General features: G+C 37.7%; 13 protein-coding genes and 1 tRNA gene. All 14 read left to right on the top strand.

Translation table 11 applies throughout. The features are described from left to right. The 14 genes from murD (at window position 1) to I597_RS06640 (ending at window position 16,674) form a co-directional block, all read left to right on the top strand. Window positions 1–1,338 (top strand): UDP-N-acetylmuramoyl-L-alanine--D-glutamate ligase, encoded by a 1,338-nt coding sequence (murD, locus tag I597_RS06575; RefSeq protein WP_035327638.1) that lies wholly within the window; start codon window positions 1–3, stop codon window positions 1,336–1,338. 118 nt (window positions 1,339–1,456) lie between these two features. Then, on the top strand, window positions 1,457–2,665 hold the full coding sequence (locus I597_RS06580; RefSeq protein WP_035327639.1) for an FtsW/RodA/SpoVE family cell cycle protein: 1,209 nt from the start codon (window positions 1,457–1,459) through the stop codon (window positions 2,663–2,665). Beyond that, window positions 2,652–3,749, top strand: a complete 1,098-nt coding sequence (murG, locus tag I597_RS06585; RefSeq protein ID WP_035327640.1) for an undecaprenyldiphospho-muramoylpentapeptide beta-N-acetylglucosaminyltransferase — start codon at window positions 2,652–2,654, stop codon at window positions 3,747–3,749. Before I597_RS06580 ends, murG begins: the two co-directional genes overlap by 14 nt. A gap of 31 nt (window positions 3,750–3,780) precedes the next feature. Further along, entirely contained in the window at window positions 3,781–5,133 is a 1,353-nt protein-coding gene (gene murC / locus I597_RS06590) for a UDP-N-acetylmuramate--L-alanine ligase (RefSeq protein WP_035327642.1), read from the top strand. Beyond that, window positions 5,123–5,839, top strand: a complete 717-nt coding sequence (locus I597_RS06595) for a cell division protein FtsQ/DivIB (protein ID WP_035327644.1) — start codon at window positions 5,123–5,125, stop codon at window positions 5,837–5,839. The genes murC and I597_RS06595 overlap by 11 nt, the downstream gene beginning before the upstream one ends. A gap of 61 nt (window positions 5,840–5,900) precedes the next feature. Beyond that, window positions 5,901–7,250, top strand: coding sequence for a cell division protein FtsA (ftsA, locus tag I597_RS06600; RefSeq protein ID WP_035327646.1), 1,350 nt, complete (start codon window positions 5,901–5,903; stop codon window positions 7,248–7,250). Between the two features lie 97 nt (window positions 7,251–7,347). Beyond that, window positions 7,348–9,363 (top strand): cell division protein FtsZ, encoded by a 2,016-nt coding sequence (gene ftsZ, locus I597_RS06605; RefSeq protein WP_035327649.1) that lies wholly within the window; start codon window positions 7,348–7,350, stop codon window positions 9,361–9,363. 138 nt (window positions 9,364–9,501) lie between these two features. After that, window positions 9,502–9,951 carry a GatB/YqeY domain-containing protein gene (locus I597_RS06610; RefSeq protein ID WP_035327651.1) on the top strand — a complete coding sequence of 150 codons (450 nt, stop codon included), beginning with the start codon at window positions 9,502–9,504 and terminating at the stop codon, window positions 9,949–9,951. A 294-nt stretch (window positions 9,952–10,245) separates the two neighbouring features. Further along, window positions 10,246–12,198: an OmpA family protein gene (locus I597_RS06615; RefSeq protein ID WP_035327653.1), complete on the top strand. Its 1,953-nt coding sequence runs from the start codon at window positions 10,246–10,248 to the stop codon at window positions 12,196–12,198. A gap of 35 nt (window positions 12,199–12,233) precedes the next feature. Further along, window positions 12,234–12,307 (top strand) — tRNA-Arg (locus tag I597_RS06620). A 456-nt stretch (window positions 12,308–12,763) separates the two neighbouring features. Then, window positions 12,764–13,633 (top strand): helix-turn-helix domain-containing protein, encoded by an 870-nt coding sequence (locus I597_RS06625; RefSeq protein ID WP_035327656.1) that lies wholly within the window; start codon window positions 12,764–12,766, stop codon window positions 13,631–13,633. A 137-nt stretch (window positions 13,634–13,770) separates the two neighbouring features. Then, window positions 13,771–14,328 carry a nuclear transport factor 2 family protein gene (locus tag I597_RS06630; protein ID WP_201771780.1) on the top strand — a complete coding sequence of 186 codons (558 nt, stop codon included), beginning with the start codon at window positions 13,771–13,773 and terminating at the stop codon, window positions 14,326–14,328. 5 nt (window positions 14,329–14,333) lie between these two features. Continuing rightward, the gene (locus tag I597_RS06635) at window positions 14,334–15,914 is read left to right on the top strand and encodes a GMC family oxidoreductase (protein ID WP_035327659.1); all 1,581 of its coding nucleotides are present in this window, start codon (window positions 14,334–14,336) and stop codon (window positions 15,912–15,914) included. Window positions 15,915–16,044: 130 nt separating this feature from the next. After that, a complete protein-coding gene (locus I597_RS06640) occupies window positions 16,045–16,674 on the top strand; it encodes an O-methyltransferase (RefSeq protein ID WP_035327662.1) in 630 nt (209 codons plus the stop codon). Window positions 16,675–16,681: the final 7 nt, after the last annotated feature.

The raw sequence follows: 16,681 nt of genomic DNA on the forward strand, positions 1-16,681 counted from the left end.
ATGAAGAAACGATTAGTCATATTAGGAGCCGGAGAGTCTGGCGTAGGTACTGCTATTTTAGGCAAGGCCAAAGGATATGACGTGTTCTTATCTGATTTTGGAAAGGTAAAGAATCATTACAAAGAGATACTCACTGCCGAAGAGTTTACTTGGGAAGAAGAAGGGCATACAGAAGCACTTATTCTCAATGCAGATGTAGTGATGAAGAGTCCTGGAATACCAGATAAAGCACCTATTGTGCAGAGGTTACTAGAAAAAGGAGTGCCTGTAATCTCTGAGATCGAATTTGCTTCTCAATATACAGATGCCACAATTGTGGGGATTACCGGAAGTAACGGGAAAACCACAACCACGATGCTTACTGGATTTATTCTAGAGCAAGCAGGTATTAATCTAGGTGTTGCGGGAAACATAGGAGACAGCTATGCAAAGATGGTGGCACAAAAGGAGATTGATACCTATGTGCTTGAAATAAGCAGTTTCCAGTTAGACGGAATCGCAGATTTTGTACCTCATATCGCGGTGGTGCTCAATGTGACACCAGATCACTTAGATAGATACGATTATAAGTTTGAAAATTACATCGCATCAAAATTTAGAATAGCGATGAACCAAAAAGAAACAGATTATCTCATCTATGATGCAGATGATCCCGTGAGTGTAGACTGGCTTAACAAACACCCAGTGCGCTCAAAATTATTGCCCTTTTCACTCACACAAGAATTTGAAAATGGCGCTTTTATAAAAGACAATAACCTAGTAGTACAAATAGATAATAACACCTTTACAATGACCACAAACAATCTCGCTCTTAAGGGGCAACACAACAAGAAAAACGCAATGGCTGCCTCTACGGTAGCAAATTTATTAAACATCCGTAAGGCAACGATACGTGAGAGTTTAGAAGGTTTTCAAGGAGTAGAGCATAGGTTAGAGCAGGTGCTTAAGATTAACAACGTGCAGTACATAAATGACAGTAAGGCGACTAATGTAAACGCTACATTTTATGCACTAGATAGTATGAACGACCCTACGGTATGGATCGTAGGTGGAGTAGATAAGGGTAATGATTATCGTGACTTATATCCCCTTATTAATGAGAAGGTAAAAGCAATTATCTGTCTAGGTGTTGATAATCAAAAGCTTATGAGTCATTTTGAAAATATGGTGGATATTATTGTGGAAACACCATCTATGACAGAGGCTGTTAAGATTGCTTATAAGGTGGCAGAGCGTGGTGATAATGTATTGCTTTCTCCAGCGTGTGCAAGCTTTGATTTATTTGAAAACTATGAGGATAGAGGCCGCCAGTTTAAGGCTGCCGTACGTAACCTTTAATTCTGATTATACAACCGGCTGCAAGCTGCAATCCCCCGTGAGTAGCCGGTGTATCAGAGTTTATAAAAAAAGGAAAATTACGCTTTCGCGAAAGCGCAACAAAAACAATTAATAGTAAGTGAGTACTAGTTTTAAAGACATATTTGCAGGTTTACAAGGCGACAAAGCTATATGGGCAATTGTTGCTCTACTGGCATTGTTTTCATTTTTGCCAGTATATAGTGCTGCGAGTAACCTTGCTTATATAAAGGGCGACGGTAATACGGTGCGTTTTTTAATTAAGCACGGGATGCACTTAGTACTTGGTTTTGCGATGCTCTATGGCGTGCATAAAATACCACATCATTATTTTAAAGGGCTCTCATTTATAGCATTACCCTTTGTGATTATACTACTTATAGTAACACTAGCCCAGGGTACCACGATGGGAGGTGCAAATGCAAGTAGATGGATTAAGATACCTATACTGGGTGTTGGTTTTCAGACATCAACTTTTGCAGGAGTTGTGCTTATGGTCTATGTAGCGCGTTATCTGGCAAAAATTAAGGATAAAGCAGTGACTTTTAAAGAAACGCTTGTTCCTCTATGGTTGCCTGTGGCGGTAGTGCTGGGACTCATATTGCCAGCCAATTTTTCGACTACGGCAATCATTGCCGCTATGGTGGTTGCACTAGTGTTTTTAGGTGGGTACCCGCTTAAGTATTTGGGTATTGTAATAGCAACAGGTATTGTGGCGCTGTTATTTTTTGTGCTTATGGCAAAAGCTTTTCCAGGGATGTTCCCAAACAGGGTAGACACCTGGATAAGTCGTGTAGAAAACTTTGCAAATGATGAGGTAGATGCAGATGCAGATTACCAAATTGAAAAAGCAAAAATTGCAATTGCCTCAGGTGGTTTATTAGGTCAAGGTCCTGGTAAAAGTGTACAGAAAAACTTCTTGCCACAGTCATCTTCAGATTTTATATACGCCATCATTGTAGAAGAGTTTGGTCTTGCTGGAGCAGGTTTTCTATTGTTCTTATATATGTTATTGCTATTTAGAATAACAGTGATAGCCCATAAAGCCGAAACGATTTTTGCAAAGCTCGTGGTAGTGGGAGTAGGATTGCCTATAGTTTTTCAAGCCCTTATTAATATGGCAGTTGCTGTAGAGTTGTTTCCCGTAACTGGGCAAACATTACCATTAGTGAGTAGTGGAGGTACATCTATATGGATGACCTGTCTCGCTGTAGGAATTGTGTTAAGTGTAAGCGCAAAGCGCAAACCTACACCGGTAAAAGAAGAGAGTGAGTTAAACCCATTAGATGTTTTAAGTGAAGCCTTATAAAGTCATAGTATCTGGAGGAGGAACAGGTGGTCACATCTATCCTGCTATAGCCATCGCAAACGAGATAAAGCGCCGTAATCCTGACGCACAATTTCTCTTTGTAGGTGCGAGCGACCGTATGGAGATGGATAAGGTGCCACAAGCAGGTTTTGATATTGAAGGATTATGGATAGCAGGTATACAGCGCAAGCTCACGGTAGATAATCTTATGTTTCCATTTAAGCTCATAAGTAGTTTGTGGAAATCTCGTAAGATTATAAAAAAGTTTCAACCAGATGTGGTCATAGGTACGGGTGGTTTTGCTAGTGGTCCTTTGCTTAAAATGGCAACCGTAGCTGGCATACCAGCATTAATACAAGAGCAAAACAGCTATGCTGGTATCACAAATAAACTATTAGGAAAACACGTAAATAAAGTATGTGTAGCATATAATGAGATGCATCGATTTTTTCCTAAAGAAAAGATTGTGAAAACTGGGAATCCAGTGCGCTCAGATTTACTTGATATATCAGGTAAAAGCGAGCAAGCAAGGGCAAAATATGAACTAGATGCGAGTAAAAAAGTGGTGCTTGTGATAGGAGGAAGTCTTGGTGCAAAAGCTGTTAATGAGCTTATGTATGAGAAGCTACCTTTCCTTAGAGAACAAGGGACGCAGGTTTTATGGCAAACAGGTAAATTATATTATGATACCTACAAGCATCTAGATAGTGAAGATGTTAAAGTGATGGCATACATAGACCAGATGGATATGGCTTATGCTGCTGCAGATATTATTGTATCCCGCGCAGGAGCCAGCTCTGTATCTGAGTTATGTATCGTGGGGAAGGCAACTATTTTTATACCGTCGCCTAACGTAGCAGAAGATCATCAAACCAAAAACGCAAAGGCTATAGAAAAAGAAGGTGGTGCTATACTCATTGCTCAAAAAGACCTTGACAAGAAGTTTGAATTGATGTTTAAGGCCTTAATAGATGATGAGCCATCTAGACTTGCTTTAGGCAATAAAATAAATACGCTCGCTTTACCTAATGCGACTAGTGATATAGTAGATGAGGTAGAAAACTTATTAAAAGATAAAAAGTAGAAACTTTACAGCATATTGTGAAGAGTAATATATGAAAGCACTTAAGGACATACAGAACTTTTACTTTATCGGCATAGGCGGTATAGGGATGAGTGCGCTTGCTTTTTATTTTCAAAATGAGGGTAAAAATGTAGCGGGTTATGATAAAACGCCTTCAGATGTGACGCGCAAGTTGCAAGAGGCTGGCGTTGCTGTTCATTTTCAAGATAAGGGAGATGCGATAGATGAGACCTTTGCAGATAAGGAAAACACGCTCGTTATTTATACCCCTGCAGTGCCAAGTACAATGGGAGAGTTAGTACGCTTTCGCGAAAGCGGGCATACCCTAAAAAAACGCGCAGAAGTGCTGGGACTCATTGCAAACCAGTCGTTCTCGCTTGCCGTTGCTGGTACCCACGGAAAAACAACTACCTCAAGTATATTAGGTCACTTACTCGCTGCTACGGGAGCACCCGTAACGGCTTTTGTAGGAGGAATAACAAATAATTACAACGGTAACCTTATTCAAAACGGAAGCGATATTACTGTTGTAGAAGCAGATGAGTTTGATAGGTCATTCTTACAGCTCACTCCAGACATATTGTGCATCACCTCTATGGATGCAGATCATCTCGATATTTATGAAGACGAGGCAGATCTTGTGGCGACTTTTCAAGAGTTTGGATCTCTTGTAGCTCCAGAAATGAGATTTATAAAAAATGGTTTGCCACTTGCAGGTAATACCGTGGGTATAGAAGATGACGCAACATACTCGGCACAAAATGTGCGCATTGTAGCTGGTGCTTATCATTTTGATTTTAAGTATCCAGAAGGTGTGCTTAAAGATTTAAAATTTACATTACCAGGGAGGCACAATCTATTTAATGCTACCACGGCACTTAGTATGGCGGTGGCTTACGGCACTCCAGTAGCAAAGTTGCCAGAAGCGTTAGCTAGTTATACGGGTGTAAATCGCAGGTTTACTTATCGCTACCAGTCTCAAGATAAGGTGCTCATAGATGATTATGCACATCACCCTACAGAGATTGCGGCGGTATACCAAAGTATAAAAGAGATGTATCCGGGCGAGGAGGTGCTGGCTATTTTTCAGCCACATTTGTTTAGTAGAACAAAAGATTTTATGGCAGATTTTGCTACAGAGTTATCTCGCTTTGATGAGGTGGCACTGCTAGATATTTACCCAGCTAGAGAGCTACCTATAGATAGTGTTACAAGTCAAGCCCTATTAGATAAAATGACGCTTTCAAATAAAGAAATTGTTACAAAAAATCGCTTACCTGAGATTGTAACAGCTTCAAATAAGAAAATTGTAGTGATGATGGGTGCTGGAGATATAGGAGTAGAAATTTTAAAAGTCGCAAAAAAATTGCAAAGTGAAGATTAACTGGTTTTACATAAAGATGGTTGTTTTATTAGGGTTCACAGTGTTTCTGTATGGGTTTTCTGTACAAAGAAATGCTGCGCGACAGGTAGAAAATGTTACCATCTCTTTTGATGATGAAAGTGCACCTTTTGTCACTCGTGAGACCGTTAATAAATTGTTGATAGTAAGTGGAAAAAAGGTGTCGGAAACGTCTAAAGAAAATTTAGCTTTGAGTATAATGGAAAAGCGTGTCAAGGCGCATCCAATTATCAAGAACGCAGATGTTTATGTATCGATGAGTGGTGAGGTAGGAGTTGCAATAGAGCAACGCAAGCCTATTGCACGACTCAACGGTGCTACGTCTTTTTATATAGACCAGAGTGGTGAGGTAATGCCGCTCTCAGAAAATCACGCTGCACACGTCCCTCTGGTAACTGGAGCGACAGATAAAAATATAGACGAAGTATTTGAACTGGTAGATTTTATCAATAAAGATACATTTCTCTCAAAGCACATCATAGGTATATCACGCACCACTAGTGGTGAGTATATGCTCAAAGCAAGAAAACTAGCGTACACAATCTCGCTAGGTAAAGTAGAGCAGCTTAATAAACGTTTCAGCAATTATAAAGCGTTTTATCAAAAGGCACAAAAGGATAAAAGCTTAGATAATTATAAAACAATAGTGCTCAAGTATGACGGGCAAGTAGTTTGTGAGAAAAAGTAATAGAGGGTAAGATGAGTACGCTTTCGCGAAAGCGTAAACATAAACTTTCAAAATTAGAAGTATGGAAAATCAAAATATCGCAGTAGGACTGGACATAGGGACCACGAAGATCGTGGCAATGATAGGGCGGTACAATGAGTACAACAAGGTAGAAATTCTAGGTATAGGAAAGTCTAAAAGTCTTGGTGTGCATCGTGGTGTAGTTAATAATATTACCCAGACCATACAGTCTGTACAACAAGCAGTACAAGAAGCCGAAGATGTTTCAGGTATTAAAATAAAAGATGTTGTAGTTGGTATAGCTGGACAGCACATACGCTCATTACAACATAGCGATTACATAACTAGAAATAACTCTGAAGAGGTCATAGACGCGCAAGATATAGAGGCATTATGTGATCAAGTACATAAACTCGTAATGCTACCTGGTGAAGAGATTATACACGTCTTACCACAAGAGTATAAAGTAGACGGTCAGAGTGAGATTAAAGAACCCATAGGGATGTATGGTGGTCGTGTGGAAGCAAACTTTCACGTGGTTGTGGGGCAGGTTGCCTCAATAAGAAACATAGGCCGTTGTGTAAAAAGCGCAGGTCTTAACTTAGACCGTATTACACTAGAGCCATTAGCCTCTGCAAATGCGGTGCTAAGCCAAGAAGAAAAAGAAGCTGGAGTTGCGCTTATAGATATAGGAGGTGGTACTACAGATCTTGCTATTTTTAAAGATGGTATCATTAGGCATACGGCTGTAATACCCTTTGGCGGTAATATCATTACAGATGATATTAAAGAAGGTTGCTCAATTATTGAGAAACAAGCAGAGCTGCTTAAAATAAAATTTGGATCTGCGTGGCCAGGTGAGAATAAAGATAATGAGATTGTTTCTATTCCTGGATTGCGTGGTCGTGAGCCTAAGGAGATAACATTAAAAAACTTATCAAAAATCATTCACGCACGAGTAGTGGAGATTGTAGAACAAGTGTATCTAGAAATTAAGAATTACGGTCACGAGGAGCAAAAGAAAAAACTTATAGCAGGTATAGTGCTTACAGGTGGTGGTAGCCAACTTAAACACTTAAAACAGCTAGTAGAATATATCACTGGTATGGATACTCGTATAGGTTATCCTAATGAGCACCTAGCCGGAGATAGTGATGCAGAGACCACAAGCCCGCTTTATGCAACAGCAGTAGGTCTTGTGATGAATAGTCTAGAACACGGGCTATACAACTCACACCTTGATGCAGAAGAAGAGGTGATAGCCAAAGAAGAAGAGGTATTTACAGATACCATAAATGAAGTACAAGAAACAGACATAGAAGCAAGGCAAACTAAGCCGCAAGCGCCTAAGCGCAGCATCTTTGATAGATGGGCAGATAAGTTTAAAGATTTTCTTGATAATGCAGAGTAGTGCAATAGCGTTACACTTTTAAACAAATAAGAATAAAAATCAAATCGGCGTATGAGCGTCGATCTAGTAGAATACAACGGGGCAAAAAATAAATTATATGAGTACGACACAATTTAATAACATCACATTTGATTTACCTAAAAACCAAAGCAATGTCATAAAAGTGATAGGTGTAGGTGGAGGAGGTAGCAATGCTATTAACCATATGTTCCAGCAGGGCATAAAAGGTGTAGATTTTGTAATCTGTAATACAGATGCACAAGCACTTGAGAATAGTACAGTGCCTATTAAGATACAACTAGGTGTAGGTCTTACAGAAGGTCTTGGTGCAGGAGCAAATCCAGAAGTGGGTGAGCAAGCTGCCATAGAGAGTGAGATGGATATTAAACAGATGTTAGGTACTAACACAAAGATGATCTTTATTACTGCCGGGATGGGTGGTGGTACAGGTACTGGTGCTGCTCCTGTAATTGCAAAGATGGCTCGTGAGCTTGATATCCTAGTCGTAGGGATAGTCACGATTCCTTTCCAGTTTGAAGGAAAAATGCGTAACGAACAAGCCCAGAAAGGAGTAGATAGACTGCGTGCTCAGGTAGACTCACTCATTGTAATAAATAATAATAAGCTACGTGAGGTTTATGGAAACCTAGGCTTTAAAGCTGGTTTTAGTAAAGCAGATGAGGTTCTTGCCACAGCCTCAAGAGGTATAGCAGAGGTAATAACACACCACTACACACAAAACATTGACTTGCGTGATGCAAAGACAGTGTTAAGTAAATCTGGTACAGCTATAATGGGTAGCGCTACTGCCAGTGGTACAAGTCGTGCAAACGAGGCAATATCAAAAGCGCTAGACTCACCATTACTTAATGATAACAAGATTACAGGTGCAAAGAATGTACTACTCCTTATTGTTTCTGGTGGTGATGAGATTACTATAGACGAGATAGGTGAAATAAATGATCACATACAAGCAGAGGCTGGTCACAGTGCAAATATCATTATGGGTGTAGGTGAAGATGACTCTCTAGGAGATGCAATTTCTGTAACAATAATAGCAACAGGTTTTAATGCAGAGCAGCAAAACGATATTGTAAACGTTGAGACAAAAAAAATCATACACACGCTAGAGGAGGAGCAAAAAGCACAACAAGACCTTATGCCAGAGGCTACGGTAGAGATACCGCCAGCACCACCAGTTGAGCCTCAGAAACCAGTAGCACCAGCTAAGATTGTACACACGCTAGACTTAGATGAGCTGGAGGATACTACTAGCGCTTTCGCGAAAGCGCCTGTAAAAGAAGTTCCACAAGAAAAAGCTCCAGAAGCACCACAGGCTAAGGCAAGACAAGAAGCTCCAGCAAACCAGCAATATAAAATGGATATTGTGCCTACAACAGATATTATAAAAAATATCAATGTAGTATATGATGAAATTCTAGCCGAAAATGATGCAGACTTTGAAATCATAGATACAACTGTACGTCAAGAAAGCCCAGTAGTTGAAAATAAAGAGCCAGAAGGAAACGGAATGCTTTTTTTTGATATGCCACTTAATGCAGACACCACTGTACAAGAGGAAGAAAGTGCACCTAAGCTTTTTGACCTTGACGACAGCATAGCATCAATAGAAGTAAATGAGCCTATAGAAATCATTCCAGTTACTGAGCATACTAATGATGGAGAGACTCGCTACAGTCTTGAAGATTATATGGAGCTCGAAGAGACACTCTCAAGTGCCTCTATTGTAAAAGAAGATATTGATGAGGAAGAAACAATCGTTTTTGAAACAAAGACAGTTGCTCCTCAAGAGAAAGTAGAAGATGACCCAGAGGTAGAAATAGACCCTATGAATAGCCCTATCTCAAAGTTACTTATAGATAGAGCCTCAGAGCGTAAGCGTAAGATGAAGGAGTTTAACTACAAGTTTAGAAATAACCAGTCACGTATAGAAGAGATTGAGAAGCAGCCTGCATATAAACGTATGGGTATAGATCTAGATGAGACGCCAAAAAAAGATGGTAACCTATCTAGAACGTCACTCTCTACAGATGATAATGACGAAGTACAACTACGTAAGAACAACTCATTTCTACACGATAATGTAGATTAATACAAGTATTATTAGTGCTTTGTAGTCCAATGATCTCCCCCAAGATTGTTGGACTACTTTTTTATGGAGTGATTATTTCTACTTAAGTGGTACATATAAAACTCCGTATCTTTGATAATCTAATTAAAACAATAAACTATGAGTCTATCTAAAGATGTGATGACGGCTATGAAGGAGGCTATGAAGGCCAAAGATCAAAATGCCCTTACATCACTACGCGCTATAAAATCTGCTATCTTACTTGCACAAACAGAAAGCGGTGCAAAAGAAGAAATAACAGAGGAGCAAGAGTTAAAATTGCTTCAAAAACTTGTTAAACAACGTAAGGATAGTGCAGCCATATTTAATGAACAAGGTAGAGCAGATCTTGCAGAGCCTGAGCTTGCTCAAGCAGAAGTTATTGCACAATTTTTACCTGAACAACTAGGAGAAGATGATATAGCCAAAGTGGTAGATGAGGTCATAGCTACTACTGGTGCTCAAGGAATGAAGGATATGGGTAAAGTAATGGGGCAGGTTAATGGCAAGCTAGCTGGTAAAGCAGATGGTAAGACTATAAGTACGATCGTAAAATCAAGACTGAGCTAGTATATACTTTAAATATAATACTATTGAAAGAGGCGCAATAATGTGCCTCTTTTTTTATAAATAAACTCAAGTAACAGCCATAATTTGCGAATACGTTTGTTTATTAACCTAAGCAGTGTCAATTTTCTAATTTTATATATTAAATTTTATTATGCAAAATGCTAGTTTTCAACAGGTAAGGCTAGTGTCTTTCACTTTTTTTAGTATGTTTGTGCCCTCCCCTTATTTTGTAGTAAAATTCTATCCTCAACTTATCTTTTAATTAAAAAGTTAATACTTAATACTAAAGGTTAAATGAAGAATTTTTTACGTGGGATCACGTTATTAGTCTGTTTTTTATTTTATATCACAGGGGCGGCTCAAGATGCAAAACTTGCCAGGGCAAATAAAAAATTTAATCAGCTTGCATATATAGATGCAATAGAAATCTACAAAGATCTCGTAGCAGAAGGCTTTAAGTCTTATGATGTTTTCAAAAAAATAGCAGAAGCTTATTACTATAACGGTAAGTACTCACAAGCACAAGAGTGGTATAAAAAGATCACAGAAAATTATGCAGACTCCGTAAGTGCAGAGCATTATTTTAGATATGCACAAACTTTACGAGCAACAAAGGAGTATGACGAGTCTGATGATATGATGCAAATTTTTACCTCCTTAAGTGGTAATGATTTTAGAGCAAGGCTATTTCAAGAAAATCCAGATTATGTGGCAGTAGAGGGATATAAGGAGAGTCTTTATGAGATTAATATGTTGCGCACGCTTAACTCTAGGTATTCAGATTTTGGACCAGCATATTATAAGGGGCAAATTGTTTTTGCCTCTGCAAGAGATACCGGTACAGTTAGCAGACGTATACATAGATGGACTAATCAACCTTTTTTAGATTTATATAAATCTACAATTAAAGAAGGTGGTACAATGTCACCACCTTCACGATTTAGTAACAAACTCAATACAAAATATCACGAGAGCTCTCCTACATTTTCTAAGGATGGTAAAACCATTTATTTTACCCGTAACAATTATACCAAAGACAAGTATAAAGCCTCAAAAGATGGGATTAATAAGCTAAAGATTTATAAATCTACTTATCTCGCTTCTTCAAAAAACTGGACCATAGCAGAAGAGGTTCCCTTTAATAGTGATGATTTTTCAAACGCTCATCCAGCATTGAGTAGTGATGGTAAGTATCTCTATTTCTCTTCAGATAGAGCTGGAGGAGTAGGTAGATCAGACATCTGGAGGGTCGCTATAAATGAAGATGGGACGTATGGAGAACCAGAAAATATGGGCAAACCTATAAATACCGAAGGTAGAGAGGCGTTTCCTTTTATGAGTGATACAGGTAATTTATATTATGCTTCAGACGGTTATCCAGGCTTAGGCGGTCTAGATGTTTATGTTACAAATCCCTCTTCAGAAGAGATTGCTGTTGTGGGTGTGGGAGCGCCTATTAATAGCTCTAGTGATGACTTTGGTTACATTGTAAATGATAGCATAAAAATGGGCTTTTTCTCGTCTAGTCGTGCTCAGGGTATGGGTAGTGATGACATCTACCGTTTTAAACAGACAGAAAAACCACCTCGCAAATGTGATATACCTATAAGTGGTTATGTAACAGATAAAAACACAAAAACACCTATTACAGATGCAAAGGTGCAACTTCTAGATCCTGATAATAAGGTTTTACAAGAAGTACAGGTCTCGCCTAAGGGTAAGTATACATTTGATCTTGTTTGCTCTCAGAATTATATCATACGCGCTTCCTCCAAAACGTATTACTCAAACGAAGTTTTTGTGATGACACCAGCAACAGAGCAAAGTTTAGAAAGAGATATAGAGTTAGAACTTAGACTTACAGAAGTAGGCGTAGGAGACGATCTTGCAAAGCTTCTCAATTTGAACCCTATATATTTTGACTACAACAAGTCAGATATACGACCAGATGCAGCACTTGAGCTTACTAAAGTCATATCTGCTATGAAGCAAGTACCGGCAATGGTTATTAACGTTCGCTCACATACAGATAGTAGAGGTAAAGATTCTTATAACTTGTCATTATCAGATAGACGAGCAAAGTCTACAGTGGCATATATCATCTCAAGAGGTATAAATGCAGAGCGTATAAGTGGTAATGGTTATGGAGAGACACAACTTGTAAATGGCTGTGGTAACAATAGTGACTGTACCGAGGAGCAGCACCAGTTAAACAGACGCTCAGAGTTTATTGTTGTTAATCAGTAATGGAGTAAATTTGCGCTTTCGCGAAAGCGTAAAAAGGCTGCGTAGTTCAACTGGATAGAATATCAGATTTCGGCTCTGAGGGTTGGAGGTTCGAGTCCTCTCGCGGTCACGAATAAATAGTAAAGGAGAAAAATAATTTGAGCTTGCTCAGAAATTATTTTTCTCCTTTACTATTTTCAAAGCGGAGCTTTGTGGGATCACCGAAGCGCAGCGGAGGTAATCCTTTTGTGAAAGTTTCAATTACAGATACATCTTCCTTAAAAAAGTTTGAACTCTGTGCCTCTCGCGGTCACATATTATAGAATACCGAAAATAGATTTGAGGTTGCTCAAAACTTTTTTTCGGTTTTTTCTTTTTAAAAATGGCTGTTTTATTCATTATGAGCCTAGAATTATACAAACTCCTGTTGGGTTTTTAAACTATCTTAAAACAAGGTATTGTAAATAAAATAACACTCTTAATAGTTGTTTATGATAAGTTTAGTGTAATTTGAAGGCGTAAATTACAAAGGTTATTACAAGAATAACTACGTTTATATTGCAGAATTTATTTGAGGTTAAAACTTTTGAAAAAAATACCTAACATATCATTTAAAGGTGAGGATAACGAGAAAGATTTTGAGTTGTTAAGTTTGACTGACTTCTTTACAATGATTCCCACAATTAAAGATCACGACCCTATGCGTCCACATAGAGTGAATTTTTTTGTGCTACTCATTGTTATTGAGGGAACGGGTACACATCAAATTGATTTAAAAGAATACTCACTAAAAGCCGGTACCGTTCTTAAAATTGCAAAAGGTCAGGTTCACGCCTTTCAAAAAAAGCCAACATATAAGGGCTATTTGATTGTGTTTACCGAAGCTTTTCTCTTAAATTATTTTTCCAAATCCTCGATCAATTTAATTTCTCACTTTTATAATTATTACTTAGTATCTCCTATTACTTATAATAAGGGGCTTAATGAAGCTTTGTTAAATCAACTTATCCCAGAACTCAAGATTGAAACCACCTTTGGTCGTAAAAATATTGTTGCTTCGTTATTAGATCTTTACCTCTTGAGGCTTGAGCGCTCGGTTAATTCATCACTATTACTCTACAGTGAGTCAAAAAATTACACCAAGTTTATACAATTTAAAAACCTGGTAGAAGTTGACTTTACCTCTACGCGAAATGTAAAAGATTATGCACAGAAGATGCTTGTCTCTACAAAGTTCTTGAATCAGATAGTAAAAGAATTTACATTAAATACGGCTAAGTCTTTTATAGACAACTTGGTAATCCTTGAGGCCAAGCGTGAGATTGTGAGCTTAGACAAAAGCGTTAAAGAAATCGCTTTTGATATTGGTTTTGATGAGGTAACTAATTTCACAAAATTCTTTAAGAATAGAATGGGTGTGACGCCTAATGAATTTAGAAAGGCACATCTCTATTAATTCCCAAATTTACCATTTTTAGTATCACATTGATTATAAGTAATCACTTGGGTTACTTGAACTTTGTATTCAAGACCTCCAGTACTGGCTACGACGGTACTGTTATGAGATCCATTTAATTTTAAAAAATGAAATTGATGAAAAAAAGACTAAAACTTAGTTCGGTAATGATGGTTGTGATTTTATGTGCAATAGCTTGTGCAGATTCCAGTCATAAAAATGAAGAAAACTTCAAAGAGAGTGAAGTAACAACTAGTATAACTAAAAGTGTTCAAGAAACACAAGGTGATAAAACACTAGAAATTGCAAATGCCTTTATGGCCGCAATGGGTAAGGGTGATATGGAGGCAATGAAAAGTTTAATGCACGAGGATATGGTATGGCAAAACGCTGGAGATTCGAGCTTACCTTGGATTGGTCCTTGGGAAGGAAAAAAAGCCATACTAGAAGATTTCTTTCCTGTTTTTGGAAAAAACTTTGTAACCAAAAAGTGGGAGACAACAGACGCTTTTGCTAGTGGAGATACAGCCGCTTATTTTGGACAAATGATAGGTTTGTTAACCAATTCTAATAAAGAAACTCAAGAGTTTACGTATGCTTTAAGAGTAAAGGTAAAAGATGACAAAATCATCCTTTGGAATTGGTTTGAAGATAGTTATGAGGTTTCTAAAGTATATCACGCCACTAAAAATTAGGAGAGATGGATAGCACATTAGATTATATAGTAGTTGGCGGGGGTACGGCAGGACCTGTGGTAGCTGCTAGATTAACAGAAAATCCTGAAAACTCTGTATTATTAATTGAAGCAGGAAAGGAAAACACAAAGGAAGCCAGTGGTTATGTAAATGGAGCTGGGCAAATGTGGGAAAAAGACACGAACTGGGGTTTTAACTCTACTCCTCAAAAAGAGCTTTATGGAAGAGAAATTATGCAGCCTAGAGGTAAACTGATAGGTGGTTCTGCGGCTATAAATATAGGTTCTTGGTCCAGAGGAACGGCTAAAAATTATAATAGTTGGAATTTAGAAGGTTGGGACTGGGAAACAGTTTTAAAATGGTATTTGAAAATTGAAGACAGTGATAAAGGTGAAAATGAATATCGTGGCGTTGCAGGACCTATGAAACTTGAAACAACGCCAGAGGGTAGCTATATGACGCAGATTTTTAAACAAGCGAGTGTTGAAGTGGGAATAGGTTCTACAAAGGATATGAATGGGAGCGATAATGAAGGTTTTGATATATGGCAGACTATTTTTAAAAACGGTCGCAGGCATAATACGATACAAAATTATCTTGATAATGCAAGATTACGATCAAATCTAACTATTCAAACTGAGTCTTATGTTTCAAAAGTTATTATTGAGGATGGAAAGGCTGTTGGGGTAAAATATTTTTATAATGGGGCTTATCATACTATCAGGGCAAACAAGGAGGTTATTTTGTGTGCAGGTACTTTTGCAACACCCAAAATATTGATGTTATCAGGTATTGGCCCGGCAGAATTTTTAAATGATTTAAAGATTAAAGTAGAGAAAGATTTGCCAGGTGTTGGTGAAAATCTTGCAGATCATTTAAGAACAGATATTGGAGTAACCGCACCAGACAATGTAGGTTTTTCACTTAGAGCTAATCCGGAAGATGTTAAACAACTTCTTGAGTGGCGCCGTACTGGTTATGGACCTCTCGCTGTTGCAGAAAACACGAGTGCCGCTTTTTTTAAAACTACACATGATGTACCTGTAGCCGATATGGAATTGATGTTCAATATAAATGCACCTGTTCAATGGGGATCAGCACCGCCCAAAAATGCTGGTTATCATATTGATGTTGGCTTTGTGCAGCCTAAGAGCAGAGGTACAGTACGTTTAGCCTCAGCAGATCCAAAGGATACAATTTTAATTAATCCTAATTATCTAGCTGATGAACGTGATATGGAGACATATATAAAAGGAGTGAGGAAAGCATTAGATTTTTTCGAAACTAAGGCTTTAAAACCTTTTACTGATCACAATACGATGTCTTTGAAAGTTGATGCAACAGATTCTGAAATTGAAGATTATATTCGCAATAAAGCCGAGTCTATTTATCATCCAATAGGAACTGCAAAAATGGGAAATGATGAAGACCCAATGGCAGTTGTAAATGAAAAGCTGCAAGTAAGAGGTATAAAAAACTTACGAATTGCTGATGCTTCTGTAATTCCAGATTTAATTTCTGGACATACTATGGCGCCGACGATTTTAATAGCCGAGAGAGCTGCCCATTTTATTAATAATGAGTAGTAAGTTCATAAAAGTATCAAAAAGAAAATAGCATCTGGTTCATAGTTTTAATTTATAAAATTAGAGAACAATAGCAGTATACAGCTTTAAGACTGCATATTTACCGAAACAAATTTTCAAATAGGAAAAAATGGAAATAAAATATAAAGAACTCATAGAAGCTACTCTTGATGAACTTTATGCAGATTCAAAAAATGATAAATTTAAAATGATCAAAGGTTTTGCAAAAGCTGTCCTAAGGCCTATGCAACCAATTGATTTTAAAGAAGTTTATCTTTCTATTTCAAAGGAACAAGGAGAAGAATTAGTTGAGCTCATAACGAATAACAATCTAAAGAATATCGTTGAGTTTGGTACTTCATTTGGTATATCGACCCTTTTTTTAGCGCAAGGAGTTTTAGAAACAAAAGGGCATATTATAACGACAGAATTGATTGCATCAAAAGTTCAAAAAGCAATTCAAAACTTTGAACGTGCTGGTGTGCGTCATCTAATTGACGTTAGAATAGGCAATGCAATAGATACCTTAAAAAATCTTAAAGGATCAATAGACTTATTGCTATTAGACGGCTGGAAAGACTTATACCTACCTCTATTTGAATTGCTTAAATCTAATTTTCATAAGAATACAATTATATATGTAGATAATGCAGATATGAAGGATAGTCAGCTCTTTTTACAAACAGTTGGTAAAAATCCAGAATATGAATTACAATCGAAATTTGGTGGGAAAGTGGTGTTAATAACTACAGTAAAATAAAAGATAT

The sequence above is a fragment of the Dokdonia donghaensis DSW-1 genome, from assembly GCF_001653755.1.
In the GTDB taxonomy this organism is placed as follows: Bacteria; Bacteroidota; Bacteroidia; order Flavobacteriales; family Flavobacteriaceae; genus Dokdonia; species Dokdonia donghaensis.

Excerpts from the sequence above, each read along its gene's own strand:
- murD (WP_035327638.1), top strand. The coding sequence starts at position 1 with ATGAAGAAACGATTAGTCATATTAGGAGCCGGAGAGTCTGGCGTAGGT.
- murC (WP_035327642.1), top strand. The coding sequence starts at position 3,781 with ATGAAAGCACTTAAGGACATACAGAACTTTTACTTTATCGGCATAGGC.
- ftsA (WP_035327646.1), top strand. The coding sequence starts at position 5,901 with ATGGAAAATCAAAATATCGCAGTAGGACTGGACATAGGGACCACGAAG.
- ftsZ (WP_035327649.1), top strand. The coding sequence starts at position 7,348 with ATGAGTACGACACAATTTAATAACATCACATTTGATTTACCTAAAAAC.
- I597_RS06610 (WP_035327651.1), top strand. The coding sequence starts at position 9,502 with ATGAGTCTATCTAAAGATGTGATGACGGCTATGAAGGAGGCTATGAAG.
- I597_RS06615 (WP_035327653.1), top strand. The coding sequence starts at position 10,246 with ATGAAGAATTTTTTACGTGGGATCACGTTATTAGTCTGTTTTTTATTT.
- I597_RS06630 (WP_201771780.1), top strand. The coding sequence starts at position 13,771 with ATGAAAAAAAGACTAAAACTTAGTTCGGTAATGATGGTTGTGATTTTA.
- I597_RS06635 (WP_035327659.1), top strand. The coding sequence starts at position 14,334 with ATGGATAGCACATTAGATTATATAGTAGTTGGCGGGGGTACGGCAGGA.
- I597_RS06640 (WP_035327662.1), top strand. The coding sequence starts at position 16,045 with ATGGAAATAAAATATAAAGAACTCATAGAAGCTACTCTTGATGAACTT.